The organism is Roseovarius spongiae (assembly GCF_003651245.1).
Taxonomy (GTDB): domain Bacteria; phylum Pseudomonadota; class Alphaproteobacteria; order Rhodobacterales; family Rhodobacteraceae; genus Roseovarius; species Roseovarius spongiae.
On sequence record NZ_RAPE01000001.1, the window covers coordinates 1,064,008 to 1,080,304 of the forward strand.

Consider the following 16,297-nt stretch of genomic DNA (forward strand, 5'->3'; position numbering starts at 1 on the left):
GCGACAAAAGTTGTCAGGGTCAGGGCAGGGCTGGGAAATCCGAACGGCGATGCGCGGCAACCATGTCACGCAGCGCGTCGGGAGCAAGCACATCAACCTGATCGCCCCATTGGTAAAGATGCCAGGCCATTTCCATGTGCCCCGACGCGGAAAACCGCAAGATCAGGGAGCCGTCGGGTTCGTCGATCATTTCCTGGTCCGGGTGAAAGATGAATTGGCGCGCAACGCCAGCGGACTGGGGCGAAAAACGCCAAACGACCGGCCCGTATTCAGCATCCGAGTGGAAGGAGCCGAAGGCTTGCGCCGAGAAGCGCGCAAGATCGAACTCCGGGTCGCGAGCAAAGCTCTGGCCGGTGATCCGGGCCGAGCGGATACGATCGAGCCGGAAGCGGCGCATCTTGCCGTCTCCCTGGACCGGGCGCGCGACAAGATAGCGCCGGATGCCGAGCAGTAGTCCGTATGGCTGCAGCACTCGGTCCGCGGTCCTGCCATCGGCCGTGGTATAGGCCAACTCGACGGTGAATGGGGCCCGTAACGCTTCGGTCAGGACGCCGAGCGTGTTCATGTCCGGCACGACACGTGGACCGGGCCGCGTAGCAAACCCTTGCGCCTCGAGCAACGCCTCGGCGTCGGTCTCGGTGCGGCGGGCCTTGCTCGACGGCATTGCGGCCAAGAGGCGATCGCGCAGCCCCCTCAGCCGCTGCGACTCATCCGGGGCGCCATCGCGTTCGGCGCGTTTCGCGGCAAGTTCGAGTGCTGCGAGCTCACCGTCCCGAATGCCCTGCGCCTGCAGCCAGCGCGGGTCGTGCCGGGGCAGAAGCCACCGGCGGCGCCTGTCCTCGCCTTCGCGGATTTCGACCTGTCGAAAGACGGCCTCGAAAGATCGCATCATCCGCTGCGCAGTGCGATGATCGCAATCGAATTCTTGGGTGATATCCTGCAGCGCGATACCGTTGAAGCGGGACATTGCCATCTCGGCAACACGCAGTAGGTCCGCGGCTTTGGCATAGGACACTTCGACAAACCTTTTCGCCACAATCGCTTATGGGATTGAATGGTGGTGACAATTTTTGCCACGCTGGCTTGGCATGATCGAATTGTCAACGAATTCAAGGAGCGGAGTGATCGGCATGCGTGTGCACAGATAATACGCCACGGGGCTTTGGCTGTCAGTCCCGGCATCATATGGACCGGTATTACCATGAAACTGCCCGGCTCTGACGCCCCGGGGGCATTCCGCGCGACACGCTTTCAGGCCCATCCTTGCTTTCTCAATGTCAGTATTTTTTGAGGGTAGGATTCACGCTTATTTTGTAATATCCAGGGCATGATAGCCCAGTTCCACCTGGATGTAGTGAGGCGGGAAAACATAAGTGATGACAACACGAAACAACACATCAGGATTCCGATTTGTGGATCTTTTCGCAGGAATAGGTGGCCTTCGCATAGGTTTCGAGAGAGTTGGTGGAACGTGTGTTTTTACAAGCGAGTGGAATAAGTTCTCTCAAGAGACATATCGTGCCAACTTTGGTGATGAGCATGTAGTCGCAGGTGACATCACGGAAGTTGATGAAGCTTCCATCCCAGAACATGACGTTCTGCTGGCGGGATTCCCTTGTCAGCCATTCTCTATCGCAGGCGTGAGCAAAAAGAACTCACTTGGTCGAGCTCATGGTTTCCTCGATGACACCCAAGGCACGCTGTTCTTCGATGTTGTTCGGATCGTTCGGCATCATCGCCCAAAGGCGTTTCTTCTCGAGAACGTCAAAAACCTCCTTTCACACGACAGGGGCAACACTTTTCGGGTCATCATGCATGCACTTGATGAGCTGGGTTATGAAACTGATCACAAGGTTATCGATGCTCGACACTGGGTTCCTCAGCATCGCGAAAGGATCTTTATCGCGGGTTTCCGGCGGGACATACCGACAAAGTTTTCCCTTGATGATGTTCTGATCCCGGATGCTCCGAATCCTCTTCTATCAAGCATTCTACATCCCGAAGATGGGAGTGAAATTTCCGAAGAACCTTACACGACAGGGGCAAAAGCAGTTGTCGCAGAAAAATACACTCTCAGTCCGAGACTCTGGGCGTATCTTCAGAATTACGCCGCTAAACATAAGGCTGCCGGTAATGGTTTTGGGTTTGGCTTGTGTACCCCCTCATGCGTGGCTCGGACATTGAGCGCACGTTACTACAAGGACGGTTCAGAGATCTTGATCGCTCAAGAAGGAAAAAACCCAAGGCGGCTTACACCCCGCGAATGCGCTCGGCTGATGGGGTTCGATCGGCCGGGATCGAACCGACTATGGAAGATTGTTGTTTCTGACGCTCAAGCCTATCGCCAATTCGGGAACGCGGTCGCCGCGCCTGTCGCGGCTGCGATTGCCGAGGCTATGAGCCCATGGATCACGAATACCGTCGCCATGAGACCGCGGAGAGAACTGTTTGGCTAAAAAGGCTCCAATGAACAGATCCGAGATGATGTCGCGGATCGGTTCGCGGAACACGAAACCGGAAATGGTGGTCCGCCAAGGGCTCCATGCCTCAGGTTTCAGATATCGCCTGCACGCGAGGGATTTACCCGGATCGCCTGACATCGTTCTACCGAAATACAAATCCGTGATACTCATCCATGGGTGTTTCTGGCACGCCCATAGCGGGTGCCGGAATTTTCGCCTACCGAAATCCAACTCCGAGTTCTGGAGGGAAAAACTCGCGCGAAACACCAAACGGGATGCCAAGCAGATAAAGGAACTCAAAGATGCGGGATGGCGCGTCCTCGTCGTCTGGGAGTGTGCAACGCGGGATTTTTCCGCGAAGAAACTGCTCGAGACTATCGCCGCATGGTTGCATCACAAGGTGCAAATCGTGCAGATACCTGAAAGACCGATATAAATTCAGAATTGCCCGGAATGGAAAGGAAAACGATTGTCTGACCTGATTAACGAACCGGACGCCTCGCGCCTGATATTCGGACTTAGGGATACGGGCTACAACTTCCGAACTGCCGCTGCAGATATTGTAGATAATTCCATCGCGGCAAACGCCGATGAGGTGCATGTCAGAATTGATATCACCACTGAGGGGAAAAAATATGTCTACTTTGGCGATGATGGGGATGGCATGAATGATGCCGAACTTCACGCCGCCATGCGCTATGGTGCCCCGGTCAGAAAAAACCTCGCAAGTCTGGGCAAGTTCGGACTGGGTCTCAAAACCGCCTCCAGTTCAGTCTGCCGACAATTCGCAATTGTATCCCGAAAAGATCCTGAGGCACCTCTGAACAAGCTCGCATGGGACCTTGATCATGTGGAGGAAACAGGTCGATGGGAAATGCGCCGCGACCCAATTGAACCACATGAGCAAGAGGCATTCGAGGAATTGTGCGGGGACAAGGGCACACTGGTGGTCTGGTCAAAATGTGACCGCATGCTTTCGAAGCACTACGACGAACCCGGTGGCGCAAAAGAACAGGCGGCTATCAAGCGGCTTCGCAAAGGTCTCATGGAGCATCTCGCGCTGATCTATCATCGTTTTCTCGACGAGAAGGACACTCGCGAACGCCAAATCACCATGTCGGTCAACGATGAATCCGTTGAGGCATGGAATCCATTTTACCCGGAAAAATCCGAACAGGTACTCTCCGAAAAACAACAGGAGATCCCGATCGAAGGGGACGATGGCGAATTGTTAGGAACTGCGGGAATTCGCGCGTGGATCCTGCCGCATCGTAACACGTTGACGACCGAACAGCGCAAAAAGGCGAACATCACCAACCGGGGACAAGGATTTTACATTTACAGGCAAGGCCGACTGATCAATCAGGGAGGCTGGTTGGGTGTCTTCGGCGCGCATGGCACTTTCGAACCACACATGTCCCTTCTGAGGATTGAATTCGAATTCGGATACGAACTCGACGAAGCACTGTATGTGGATGTCAAGAAATCACAAATCCTGTTCGACCCCGCGCTTGAAGAGTATCTTGCAGAGCTGCTCAGCAATGCGCGGCGTGAGGCGAACAATCGCTACAGACGTAAAGAGAAGGAAGCCGCAGTCAAATCGGTCTTGAACCACTCTTCCGCCAACACCTCGATCAGCGCCACGCCGACCGCGAAGAAGCCTAAGATCGAGAGTGTAGACGAGAGCAGCCAGACAGCCGTGGTCACCAACACACATGGTGCGGGCATCAAGATCCGGCAACCGATCCAGAACAACGTCGATCATGATAAGATCCATGTCGATGCCGTCGAGACGATCACCTCCGGGGATCTCTGGGTTCCGGTACTGCGAAGCGAAAACACATCAGGCCACGTCCCGGGTGTTGAGCTTAACAAGCATCACGACTTTTACCAAAAGATATATCAAAGAGCCAGGGCAAACGGATACTCTGTCCAAGGTATGGACCTGCTATTATGGGCATTCGCCGTGTCCGAGATGGATTACTCAAATGAGGAGCTGGCTCCGATCTTTGAGGACATCCGGGATGTCGTCTCTTCCAACCTCAAGAAGCTTCTCAGGGATGTGCCGCTCCCCGACGGCGCTGATCTGAGCGAGGGCGGGGACGGTTGAGGTGCTCGCCCAGAAGCTTGATCTCATCGCCGATGCATTGGCACAAGGAACTGGCGCAACCATCGCTGTCCGGGTGCTGGACACGGGAATGCGCAAGGGCTTGCGCATATGGTTCAACGATCTGGACGAAAAGCACGGCCCGGTCGCTGAGCTCAAACCGCACGGATTGAAATCCCACCATATCAACCTTGGTTTCGGGACATTCTCGGCCCGGGTTCTGGAGCAGATTTCAAATGCGAGCCCGGAGGACGTCCAACTCGCCCGTTCTCTTGTAAGATCGGTCGCACGATCAGCAGAAATCGACATATCCGGGCAATCAACGGACAAGTGGCTTGTAAGGGATGGCGGCTTCCGCATCGAGGCGCGATACCGACACGATCAGAACCTACCTCACGAGGACGAGGCCATCAGCGAGACCTGTCGGGAGGTGATCATTCCTCTGATGGCGGCCATGGCCGAGCTGATCGGATATGATGTGGTTGAGGATCCAGCCGCATCGGAGATTCCTGAGGTCGAAGGTGGTTTGAGCCGGGCAACGGTTTCCAGGCGAGAACGCAACCCTCGAAACCGGCTGCTTTGCTTGCGCATTCACGGCGCCTACTGCGGTTGCTGTGGATTGGACCCCAAGAGCCGGTACGGTGACGCCGGCAGCATCATCGAAGTGCATCACCTCGAACCGATTTCAATGCTTGAACGCCCACGACCATACGATCCAGAAACGGACCTCATACCGCTCTGTCCCAACTGTCACAGGGCTGTGCATACGCGCCGCCCGTGGCCTCTCACGTTGGAGGAACTGGTTGAGTGCATGGAGACCGGGCATGCTTGACTTGGAAAAGTGGCCCACCTCCTTCCGGGAAGTGAAGCATTTACCGCCGAACGGCTACGCGCTGTCGGACCGCATCCTCGATGCGGAGGTACAAATCGACCGCGCCGAGGGCAGAATCAATGCCCGACTTGTGGGTGTAAGAACGATCAAGGGGCGTCGCAGACTACTGAGCACCCCGTCGTGTGAACACGCTTGGGTTCAGGACGGTGACACTTTGCGACCTCTTCCCACGGATGCTCCTGAAATTTTCAAATCCATGCTTGACGGCTCGGACCCCGAGAACCTCGAGTTCAAGACGGCCATTGATCTTCTGCTTGACGAAACCGGAATCCTACCGGTCTCGGCGACAGAGAGATTTCAGGCATCCGGCACCGAGGCTGCGGCACCTCTTCCGGATAGCGTCGAAATATCCGGACTACAAGCGACCCTCTACCCTTATCAGGCTAAGGGTGTGGAATGGATGCGGCGCACGCTGGACAACACAAGTGGCCTGATCCTCGCGGATGAGATGGGGTTGGGTAAAACCCTGCAGATCATAGCCTTGCTGTTGATGGACAAACCGCCGGAAAACGCACCAGCGCTTGTCGTTTGTCCAACCAGCCTTATTGCGAACTGGGTTCGTGAGATCGATCAATTCGGACCCTCCCTATCGGTCCATGTCCATCGCGGGCCCACCAGGACGGGTGTATTTCGCGGCCTCCAACAAAGCAACGTCGTGATCACGACCTATGACACGGTGGTCAACGACATCGCACTTTTCTCGGCCATCGAGTGGTCTTGGGTCATTTGTGACGAGGCGCAAGCGATCAAGAACCCGGACTCCAACCGGCGCAAGGCGATAGTGTCCATTCCGCGAAGGAAAACAATCCCCATGACCGGCACACCGGTCGAGAACACTCTTCTTGATCTTTGGTCACTAATCGATTTCGCGATTCCGGGCTTGCTGGGGACCCGCCAAGAATTCGAAACAGAACATCCGGACTCCCTTGACGCGGCGGCCGAGCTTGGCCGGATCACGGATCCGGTAATTCTGAAGCGCCGGGTGTCCGACGTTGCCGACGACCTGCCCGAGAGGATTGACATCGATCTTCCGTTGGACTTGGACGAGGGTCTCGTTGATCACTACCGGGCAGTCAGGGATGAAACGCTGGAACGTTACCCAGTAGCCGGCGCTTTGGTGGCAACGCTTCAGCTGCAACTCGTCTGCGCACACCCGTGGCTTCGCCAAACTCGGATGGACGACATCGACGCTGAATTCGCCGAGGTGGACCGCTCTTCAGGCCTGTCGCTTATGACACCCAAAATGGAGCGTACCATCGAACTCCTTCACGAGGCGTTCGCAAACGGCAGGAAGGTGATCATTTTTGCCTTGTTCAACCGCCTCGGAGACCTCATTCATGAGGCCGCCAAAGGGTTGCCCGAAGCCTACTGGGGCGCAATCAATGGCAGCACAGATCAATCTGACCGCCAGACAATAATTGACGAATTCAGTGCTCATGACGGGCCGGGCTGCCTGATACTCAATCCGAAGGCGGCCGGCGCGGGGTTGAACATAACCGCGGCAACAATCGTCATCCACTACACTCCAGTGTGGAACCCGGCGCTCGAGGCTCAAGCGAGTGCGAGGGCGCATCGAAGAGGCCAGACGCTGCCTGTTACGGTCTATCGTCTCTTCTACGAAGAAACGGTGGAACGGGTGATGCTTGACCGATCTGCTTGGAAACACGAACTTGGGAACGAAATTATGCCCATGGCCACGCGGGATCGTGAGGATATTGATCGGGCGCTGGCCATTCAACCGGGGAAGTCATGACGCGAACGGCCTTCAGAAAGAACCTTAGCTCGAACGATGTGGGCTCGACCGGGGGACATCAGGCGGGGGTTCTGATTCCGAAGGGGGAAACCGACTTGCTGTCGTTCCTTCCATCACTGAATCCGGACGTGAAGAACCCCGACGCTTGGATAACTTGTATCGATGACGAAGGCGAGGTGCACCGCTTCAGATTTGTCTACTACAACAACAAGCTGCATGATGAAAATGGGACACGGAACGAGTATCGCATCACCCATATGACAGCGTGGTTCCGGGGCCAAGGCGCGCGAACAGGAGATACGTTTGAATTCAGCCGCGACCAAGGGCAATCAGAGTACCGGATCCGTGTTGTGCATGCTGAAAAAGCAACTGGTCAAAACGATCAGGCGGCGCCTCCACGGCTCCGCCTCAGAGGTTGGCGGCGAGTCCATTGATGAAAAGCAACAAGTTGAAAGGTTTCCCGTTCCTGATTGCCCACGCCAACACGTATCCGCTGGAATACCTGCAATTGCCGACAGAAACTAAGGACGCATTGCATCAATACGGCATAAGCAACGTGGAAGACTTGATCCACTTTATCGGAAGTTTTCAAGCGGCAGAGTGCCAGCAAGCGCTTGGTGCTCTCGATGCCCTCGCAGCGGTAAGCACACCAACGCGAGCGGATTGGTATGCCTATTGGGAAGCCAGAGACTTTGAGTTCCACGACATGTGTCTAACGTGTCAAGAGTTGGAAGATTTTGACAACAACACACCGGTCTGCGCAGTCAACCGAGAGAGCTTCGGGAACGCCGGGGCCATGTTGGCCAGATCCGGTTACGACACGCTCGGAAAGCTCGCCGAGGGCCTCCGGTCTGGTATAGGTGACGTGCCAGGCATGGGTGGCAAAAAGCGTACCGAGTTTTTCTCGAGGCTCGTGGAATTGGTGCAGAGCCTACGAGAAGGGCAAATTTCTTCGGATGGGCTGGCATTGAAGTTCCCGATGAATGTTGACACCGCGGTAATAGACCAAAAAACCAAACAAGGAGGGTCCGGATACGCATTCCACGAAGATGTTTCGAATTTAGGGATCGGGATCCTACACGCTGGCACCAAGACCAAAGCGCTGGAAGCCGCAGGATATCGAACAGTCGGGGACTTGGCGGTAGCCGGACCAAACGCATTGCTCGCGCTACCCGGGATGGGGCGAAGCACGGTACGCAAAATCGAAAAAGCGCTGCGGAGTCTCCACGAAGCGCAGAACAACGACGGGAACGTTGATTGGGACCAATATTGTGCCTCGATCGACATTCCCCTTCTCCCGGTAGAAAATCAGGCGCTCGACGGAAACAGCTTTGCGGCCATGGTTGGCATCACACTGGGCCAACTTGGTCAGACGCTTCACGACCCTGTGTTGCAAAAGATCATCGCGGATCGAATTTCAAAACCGCCTCACCATCGCGCGACCCTCGAAGACATAGGTTCATCTCTTCCAGAGCCGATTACCCGTGAAAGAGTCCGTCAAAAAGAAGCCAAGCTTCTCGAGGCACTGGCGGCCGCGCTGGTCAATGATGACTACGCGCATCTGGATGTTCATTTCCGTCCCGAGTTTGCCGATTACTGGAAGAGGGCAGCCACAAATTTCGCAGATGCGGAAGAAGACATCACATTCGCCGCGTTGGTTGACGGTCTGATCGAAACATGGGGGGCGGACCGTGCCATACTTCTTGAGCACCTACCACTGATTGCGACAGTGATCACCGGCGAAGTCATGACCACCTCCGTATTCGGGGATGCCACGCGGCTCGATCCGCGACTGTTAACGCTGTCTGAGGCTGACCGATGCATCCCGCTGCGGCACCTTCAGATCGGACGCGCGGCCCGGGCGCTACGCCAACGTGGTCTTGTTACTATAGGAGACCTGATTTCACGTATCAGGCAGGGAACCGTATCACGCGCCTCCGGCGCAAACTTCAGGTCCGCCATCTCGCACTTGGATCACGTGGTGACATCCCTCGATGAGGACCAGCGCTTCGATCAGAAGACCTACCTGGAGACAATCGGCGTGCGCGTCCTCCCTAAAGATGATCCGTCCGGGCCCAAGGAATTCATGCGGGATCTCGCCGCCAACGTATCAGAGATCCTCGCCGCCAATCCGCCACGGATGCGTTCACGTGAGATATTCGTCCTGCGCACAGCGCGCCCGATGGCCACGCGACTTACCATGGAAAAGACTGCGGAAATTTTGGATACGCATGGGCCAAGCGTGAAGCGAGAGGAAACAGACACGCTTGCATGGCTGAATGAGGTCATCCTCGGGGGCGATCAGTCACTTGCGGGTATCGCGTTGCGTCCGGTTTTCGTTAGTATATGGCACCGTATCAACGAAGTGTTTGACGAGGCAAACGGGGACGCCGAACTGTTCCAAAGATTTTTGGCTACCGCGTTTGGTATCAATGAAAGCGATGTGGAACCGGCGATGCCTACGATGATCGCGGTTCTTACGGGATACCCGTATGGCCGCCTCGGGCGATACACCCGTATGGTACCCGAACCCGCACTGGAAGAAGAGGATGCGGCAGACGAAGCAGCGGAAGAAGTGAAAACAGATACATTGCCTGTTCGCATCAAGCTCAAGGGCTTTCGAAAAAACCACTAACGGGAGGAACGCCAAGCTCCTACGCTTGATCGCTAAACCCGCCGAACGTAAAGATCGCATATCGCCGCCCGCAGGACAGAGCGTCGGAAACTAAGGTAGACAGGTCGCGCAGGGAAGAAGGCTATCGGCTTCGGTCGGCGCCATCTCTAAAAGGCGAGGGCGCACACGAGAAAGCGTCGGATTTGTCGGCTCTGTGTCGGCGATAGCGAAGATTTTTTTTCAACATGATTTCAGACCCTTAGATAATTCTTGTCGGTCTTGGTTTCCGTGCGGAAATCGACGGAAGCACTTCGTGTCTGCATCACAGGCAGAAGAGACCATGACCACATCATCAAAGCAACAAAACACCGCAGACCACGTTCTCCTCGGCAGACTGACCGTAAAGACGCCGCAAGGGACACGCCGCCTTACGAAGGCCGAATGCGAAGACGCAATCCAGTTTTTCGCCGTCAAGGCAAACGCGGAGACATTTGATATCCGTAACCTCATTCCGCGCGGCAGTTTTTTTGACCTCATTGCGCGACACTTTGAAGACACGGACATCTCCTACTCGTTGCCGATCATGCAAACCGTGATGGTTGCCGCATCGTATCTGACCCAAAAAGGTGCAGGCCTCAAGATCCCGGGAGTCGGTGAGGTCTGTCCAACGCTTTGGCTTGTGGGGCTTGCCGGTTCGGGGTCCTCAAAAACCTTTGCTTCAGAAGAGATCGATCGGATCATTTCGAGAGGAAACACCGATGCGGTCGCCAGACTTGCAACCGGTTGCACGGACGCGCAATGGATCGTCGAATTGCACGACAACAACGGCGCATTCTGGTTCCAGGATGAAGTCGGAAAGACATTCCATAATATCCTGACACATGGCAGCTACGTCCGCATCAAGGAATGGGTTCTGAATGCCTATTCATACAAGACCATTGCAAACCGCCTGAAGAGTGAGAAAAACAAGCTCGTCATCGAAAATCCGTTTTTTACGTTTCATGGCCTCTCAGTCGAAGAGACTTGGCGCGATGATATCGATCTCACCAGCATGCTTGATGGCTTCTGTCAAAGGTTCAGCTACTATATCGCGACTCCCCGCCAAGACACCGACATGTTCGACCATTTTCTATATTTCGAGGGAGAAGAGGTCGAAGAACGCCGCGAACGGCTGGCTGATACATGGGATGCGCTTTGCGCGCAGGAAAATGCCTGTGGGCAATATACCCTGAACCACGAGGTTCTACCTTATCTCAAGGCATGGTGGAGCAGCCTAAGGGAGTCCTGGGGAAAAACGGCTCTGCCAAAATCGTTCATTAGGAGGATCGGATTTTCGGTGCTGCGTTATCTGATGGTGCTGCATTTTCTCCTCGGGAAATCGCGCCGGCCAATAGATGTCGAGACAGCCGAACTTGCGACCCGTTTTGCGGAGTACCATTTCCTCTCTGCCCTCCATGTTGTTCAGCAATATGATCGCAAGAACACGTCGCGCATTCAGATCGTCGCGGATGCCGTCCGCCGGCTGTCCGACGCAGGTAAACCCGTGACTGGCCGTGAAATCAGTCGCATGTTGAGCAAGAAGCAACGCGATCAATTCGAGCGTGGTGAAATCGCTGAGATCCTGCAGATTCTTCAGAAGATCGAAAAGACGCCTGGATTATTGGGCGATACCAGCAATGAAGATCAGAGCCGGTCCGGGATGCAGGGCACCCGGGAAGAGATCCAGGCGCGACTCATTCTCAACGAGCGCAAGAGAAACGAGCGGCGCTTGCGTGAGCTCCGTCGCGGCGCCCCGCAGGATCCATCACAGAGCGGCGATCACGGCTCTTTGCATGATCAGGATGACAACGTGATTCAGATCAATCTTCCAATAACCGGGACAGCTTGAACCAAGGCTCCGCTTTATTCGCATGGCCGCCGCAGATCCTTGTCTGCGGCGGTTTTTGGATCTTCCAGTTATTTCCCTATTTCCGGTCATGCCGAACAAGGAGAGCCCGGAAATGGCACGAAAAATCTTTACGACAGATGATCTTGCAAAGCGGTTTCATTGCACGCCGCGGTGCATCACCGACTGGATACGGCATGGCTGCCCCACAGGAGAGGGGAGGGTGAAGCTCCCCGCGCGCAAGCTCGGCAGACGGTGGTTTGCGACCGAAGAAGATGTCGTCCTCTTCGAGCATCGGTCCCGGCCTTCTGATGATGGAAGGCCGGATCTCGAGCTCGATGACGAGTGACGGTCGTATAGCTGCCATCAGGAGTGATCATGACCGTTCAAGACGAATTACAAGCCCATATTACGGAGACAGGCGAATCCAGGCGCTCGCTGTCCCTGAGAGCCGGGCTCAATGCCAAGGCTGTCTCCGACATCCTCTGCATCGAGGGCCTGAAGCCGAGACACACGACGCTTGTCGCGCTGTCAGAGGCAACAGGCAGGGATCTCCCGCGTGCCGCAAGTGGTGGGAAGCCTTTGACGTTCGGAGAGCTGGTCGAGAAACTCGAAGCAGCAGGCAAAAAGACCCAGTTAAGCCGGGTTCGCTGGATCATGCGCAAGGCCAACTGGTACGACAACAAGGCTGTGTGTCGATACGACGTTATCGACTTCTTCGCGCGCCACAACGCGGCCAGCCTTGGGATCTCGAAGGGGAGCCGGTCGACGTACAAGTGCGACATTCTCGCGGCCATCAACGATCATGGCGTGCGAAATCGCCCGCGAGGCGTGGCCGACATCGGCGGTATTTGGGCTGATGCGTACAAAGCCGCAACAGATTCCGATATCCCGGAGGATTGCAGGCTGAAAGCCGGACCGTTCCTCGTCTATCTACATGATCGTGGAATCAAGCCTGAGCAGGTGACCAGCGATACTTTGGCGGAATACTATGGCTATCGGCTCGAAACGGGGGTGGTGACAGAAGCAAAGTGCCGCAAGCATGTCGGCAACGTGGTCACGCTTCTCGGTCATCTCGAAAGCCACCCGTCGACGTCGCATTTCGGGTTCAAGGCCGTGGCGTCGCCATTTTCGGATCGTCGTGACAAGTTCGGTGTCGGCACGGGTATGCTCAAGACTCTGCTGACCGAGTTCGACACCCGAGTCGTCCCTTGGGCGGCGGGAGAGCTCTCCCGCGACGGACTAACCTACGAAGCCTTCCTCGAAGCTTTGGATCGAGAAGAGCAGCAGGATGCGGATCAGCTTTCCGAGTTTAAGGCCAAGCTTCAAAAGAGCATGGCCGAAAAGTCAAAGTTGCCTGGGCAATCTCCCAAGGCGGAGCGCGTGGAGCGCCGGGAATCGAAGATGCGTGAATACGGGTTCCTGACCATAGATGACCGCTGGTCCCAAGACACCATCGCGACGCGCCGCGGTTACGTCATTTCCCTGGCAAAGGCGCTGGCAGCTTCGCACGACATCGTCGTTCCCGACATCCGTGCTCTCACGGATTACCAAGTCCTGCAGGCGGCGGCTGCTGCCCTCTTCGAGGCCAACGGGGGGCGGAATGACACCGGCTATCTCGTTTCCGTGCTCAAGGCGATGAAGAAGATCGCCATCGGCTATGCCGCCGCGTCCGAGCAAGACGTCGAGGACATCCGAGCCCTGATCCGTTTCTACGCAACGGGCCGCCGAGGGATTGCGCCCAAGAACAAGACGAAGCTGCGGAAATTCACCGAAGCACGCATCCAGGCGACGATCGACTTGTCCGGGAGCGTGATGACGGGGATCAACGCCGAGATCGATCGGCGGCGGAAGAACAAAAGGAGGAAGACGGGAATACTTCCCGATCGCCTCGACGCAATCGACCTCGAATTGGCCCGCGACATCGCGGCCGTGCTGGCACATGACATCCTGCTCACGCGCGCGCCGCGAAGCTCCAATGTCATCGAAGCGCGGCTCGACTGGATCGCGTTCCAGGATGGCAAGGCTGTTCTTTCCATTCCGGCACCAGAGGTGAAGGGGCGGAAAGCGGGCGATCCGGACTACGTCGTTCGGCTGGGCGGACGCGCCAGCAGGCTGATGCAAAATTATATCGAGAAGATCCGCCCAAAACTCGTCCACCCTGACGACAAGGAAAATCCAAACCTGTTTCCGCGTCAGGAGGGCGGCACGTTCGAGATCAACCAGCCTTATCGCGGGATCCTGAAACGTGTCACACGCCTGCTTCATCAGCATGTCGGGGTGCAGATCAATCCGCACCTTTACAGGCATCTCGTTGGCTGGATCTGGCTCAAGGAAAGCATGGACAACCTGCCGCGCGTCCAGCGCCTGCTCGGTCACAAGAGCCTGAAGACGACCGTCGAATATTATGCCGAGCTCGATGAGACGCTCGTCATGGATGGCTGGCAGACACTTCTCGAAACCAAGACGAGGACGGCCGCGTGAGCGGCCGTCCGACAACCCCTCGAATTCCCGGACATGACATGATGAACGACCACCTTGCCCTGCTGCGCAAGCTTCGCGCCGCATCGCCCTTGGACGCTGCGCCGTCGCGCGAGGCGTTAACCGACCACCTGGCCGCGCGAGTCAACGCGGTCGGTGCCACGGCTTTTGCGGAATTCGCCCATCTTCAACGGGTGGCGGCCGAGGCCCTGGGCACCGAGAAGACCGCGCACTTCGCGCGCGTGCTCAGGGAGGCGCGTGTCTCGGTCAAGGCGCCCGACCGATGCCCCTGGGAGACAGCGGCACGGATGATCGCGTCTGTGCCCGTCGACTGGCAGGAGCCGCTCTCCGAGCAGATCGCCATCTCGAAGAGGGGACAGGCCGTTCTCGGAAAGACGATTTGGAGTGTCGATTACACGAAGTCGGTTCTGTCTGCTCTCGAACGCTGGGTCACCTACTGCGACGCAGAGGGGCTGTCACTGCGTCCCACGGCCACTGCGCTGCACGGCTATGCTTGCAGCCTCGTGCAACCGGTGTCCGATCGGCTGCCGACGAGCACCGGCACTGCCGCGAACTACCTGCAGAGGATCCTCGCCGGGTTGCTCGTGGCGACACGTGGGCAATTCCGGTCGGACGCCTGCAGTTTCGTGGCCGCCGACTGGCGCGAGCGGGCGAGGGCGCAGGGGGCCACGACGAAATCCGGCAGCCAGCTCGTCGGCGCAAGTGCGCTCTACGGATTCGGTTTTCGCGTGATGGCCGAGGCCAACGCGTGTCCAATGCGTGGCATCCGCGCCGCCACGCTCTTTCGCAACGGTCTAATCCTCGCGGTTGGGGCCGCGCTACCGGAGCGCGCCCGCGCGTTGACCTGGCTCGAATTCGACCGAACGCTGACGCTGATCGACCGGACACACATACATATCGAACTTCCGGGGGAAGCCTTGAAATATCCGGAAGCACGCAAGGCGCACGAAGGCTATGACGTTATCTTCGAGAATGCCGGGCTCGCAGAAGCGCTGCACGCCTATCGCTCGATCTATCGTCCGCTGTTCGACGACGGTCTTCACCTCTTTCCGTCGGTCCATGGCAAGCGAGGTGCCATCACGTCGAAGCACTTGGGCCGGTTGACGGGGAACATGACGCTCCGGGAGTTCGGCGTGCGCATCCCGATCCACCGGTTTCGCGACAACGTTGCCACAGAAGCTTCGGAACATCTGATCGGCGGCGCCTATGCCGCCAAGACGCTTCTGCGACACGTCGACGAGGCCATTACGCTCCGTCACTATGATCATGCCGAGGGGGTGACATCCGCCAGGGAATTCGGAGATTTCATCGAAGGGCGGCGCACGATTCCGGCGGAACTGATTCTCTGATTCCGTTCTGCCCACGTCCGCCTATTGCAGTGTTTTCCCCTGTTTCCGTCGTCTGTTGAGAAAGGGGCAACATCACCCGCACGGGATGGAATGCCCCCGTTTTCAACATTTTCCGTGGATTACCTTAACTTCCGTCAACCGCCACCAGACCAATCGTATGCTTTTAACAAGCTGCCCTGATGACACTGGCCATCGCCTTGATCGAACTCCCGGGGCCTTCTGGATGAGGCCCGGGAGTTGGATCACGACGACGGCTCGGACCTCTCAATATCGACGGATGTGGCGGACGTGCACCAATGGAGGCTGAGTCCGAACCCATCCTTCATTCACCAAACATCAAGGAAAGAATGAAACATGGCAATTCGACTTTCAAACGACGAATCCGCATTTTTAGACTTGGCGAGGTCGGGACCCGATTCACGCGTCGCGGATTTCTGGGATTTCGAGCTATGTGAGATGCGGCTCGAGGCTTTCGAGAAATACCTCGACGTCGCGTCTCGCAGCGAGGTCGTATTCGCGAAGTTTCTGGCCGTCGTATGGTACGGGCAAGACCGGTACGGGCTCGACATCGCTGATGTCGCGACGATTCTCGACCCAGCCGCGCGTCACCTCGTGGCTCGATGGGTCCTGTCACCGATTTGGCCGTAGTTTCGCTCTGGTGGCGACAGTTATCGACACGTCGACCTTTCGCCATTGCCCTGCATCTCAAGGTCAAGCGGGATATCCGGACTCA

The 16,297-nt window shown here is 56.7% G+C and carries 12 protein-coding genes; 11 read left to right on the forward strand and 1 reads right to left on the reverse strand.

What is annotated here, in order from left to right:
- Positions 1-19 precede the first annotated feature (19 nt).
- Positions 20-967 carry a helix-turn-helix transcriptional regulator gene (locus D6850_RS05000; protein ID WP_166433991.1) on the reverse strand — a complete coding sequence of 316 codons (948 nt, stop codon included), beginning with the start codon at positions 965-967 and terminating at the stop codon, positions 20-22.
- Between the two features lie 409 nt (positions 968-1,376).
- On the opposite strand from D6850_RS05000, the gene dcm reads away from it, so the two are divergent.
- The 11 genes from dcm (at position 1,377) to D6850_RS05050 (ending at position 15,564) form a co-directional block, all read left to right on the forward strand.
- A complete protein-coding gene (gene dcm / locus D6850_RS05005) occupies positions 1,377-2,456 on the forward strand; it encodes a DNA (cytosine-5-)-methyltransferase (RefSeq protein WP_121164341.1) in 1,080 nt (359 codons plus the stop codon).
- A gap of 10 nt (positions 2,457-2,466) precedes the next feature.
- Positions 2,467-2,898, forward strand: a complete 432-nt coding sequence (locus D6850_RS05010) for a very short patch repair endonuclease (protein WP_121164343.1) — start codon at positions 2,467-2,469, stop codon at positions 2,896-2,898.
- A gap of 33 nt (positions 2,899-2,931) precedes the next feature.
- Positions 2,932-4,572 (forward strand): ATP-binding protein, encoded by a 1,641-nt coding sequence (locus tag D6850_RS05015; protein WP_121164345.1) that lies wholly within the window; start codon positions 2,932-2,934, stop codon positions 4,570-4,572.
- A 1-nt stretch (position 4,573) separates the two neighbouring features.
- The gene (locus D6850_RS05020; RefSeq protein ID WP_121164347.1) at positions 4,574-5,401 is read left to right on the forward strand and encodes an HNH endonuclease; all 828 of its coding nucleotides are present in this window, start codon (positions 4,574-4,576) and stop codon (positions 5,399-5,401) included.
- Entirely contained in the window at positions 5,394-7,214 is a 1,821-nt protein-coding gene (locus D6850_RS05025) for a DEAD/DEAH box helicase (protein WP_121164349.1), read from the forward strand. The genes D6850_RS05020 and D6850_RS05025 overlap by 8 nt, the downstream gene beginning before the upstream one ends.
- Positions 7,211-7,648 (forward strand): EcoRII N-terminal effector-binding domain-containing protein, encoded by a 438-nt coding sequence (locus D6850_RS05030; protein WP_121164351.1) that lies wholly within the window; start codon positions 7,211-7,213, stop codon positions 7,646-7,648. The genes D6850_RS05025 and D6850_RS05030 overlap by 4 nt, the downstream gene beginning before the upstream one ends.
- Positions 7,648-9,849 carry a helix-hairpin-helix domain-containing protein gene (locus D6850_RS05035; protein ID WP_121164353.1) on the forward strand — a complete coding sequence of 734 codons (2,202 nt, stop codon included), beginning with the start codon at positions 7,648-7,650 and terminating at the stop codon, positions 9,847-9,849. Before D6850_RS05030 ends, D6850_RS05035 begins: the two co-directional genes overlap by 1 nt.
- A 319-nt stretch (positions 9,850-10,168) precedes the next feature.
- Positions 10,169-11,716, forward strand: coding sequence for a DUF3987 domain-containing protein (locus D6850_RS05040; protein ID WP_121164355.1), 1,548 nt, complete (start codon positions 10,169-10,171; stop codon positions 11,714-11,716).
- A 22-nt stretch (positions 11,717-11,738) separates the two neighbouring features.
- The gene (locus D6850_RS19255; RefSeq protein ID WP_147438861.1) at positions 11,739-12,062 is read left to right on the forward strand and encodes a helix-turn-helix domain-containing protein; all 324 of its coding nucleotides are present in this window, start codon (positions 11,739-11,741) and stop codon (positions 12,060-12,062) included.
- Between the two features lie 29 nt (positions 12,063-12,091).
- Entirely contained in the window at positions 12,092-14,197 is a 2,106-nt protein-coding gene (locus tag D6850_RS05045; protein ID WP_121164357.1) for a site-specific integrase, read from the forward strand.
- 38 nt (positions 14,198-14,235) lie between these two features.
- Complete coding sequence (locus tag D6850_RS05050) at positions 14,236-15,564, forward strand: hypothetical protein (RefSeq protein ID WP_121164359.1); 1,329 nt, start codon at positions 14,236-14,238, stop codon at positions 15,562-15,564.
- The last annotated feature ends 733 nt before the right edge of the window (positions 15,565-16,297 follow it).

Coding starts and splice junctions, on each gene's coding strand:
- D6850_RS05000 (WP_166433991.1), bottom strand. CDS start 967: ATGTCCCGCTTCAACGGTATCGCGCTGCAGGATATCACCCAAGAATTC.
- D6850_RS05035 (WP_121164353.1), top strand. CDS start 7,648: ATGAAAAGCAACAAGTTGAAAGGTTTCCCGTTCCTGATTGCCCACGCC.
- dcm (WP_121164341.1), top strand. CDS start 1,377: ATGACAACACGAAACAACACATCAGGATTCCGATTTGTGGATCTTTTC.
- D6850_RS05040 (WP_121164355.1), top strand. CDS start 10,169: ATGACCACATCATCAAAGCAACAAAACACCGCAGACCACGTTCTCCTC.
- D6850_RS19255 (WP_147438861.1), top strand. CDS start 11,739: ATGGCCGCCGCAGATCCTTGTCTGCGGCGGTTTTTGGATCTTCCAGTT.
- D6850_RS05010 (WP_121164343.1), top strand. CDS start 2,467: ATGAACAGATCCGAGATGATGTCGCGGATCGGTTCGCGGAACACGAAA.
- D6850_RS05045 (WP_121164357.1), top strand. CDS start 12,092: ATGACCGTTCAAGACGAATTACAAGCCCATATTACGGAGACAGGCGAA.
- D6850_RS05050 (WP_121164359.1), top strand. CDS start 14,236: ATGATGAACGACCACCTTGCCCTGCTGCGCAAGCTTCGCGCCGCATCG.
- D6850_RS05025 (WP_121164349.1), top strand. CDS start 5,394: ATGCTTGACTTGGAAAAGTGGCCCACCTCCTTCCGGGAAGTGAAGCAT.
- D6850_RS05030 (WP_121164351.1), top strand. CDS start 7,211: ATGACGCGAACGGCCTTCAGAAAGAACCTTAGCTCGAACGATGTGGGC.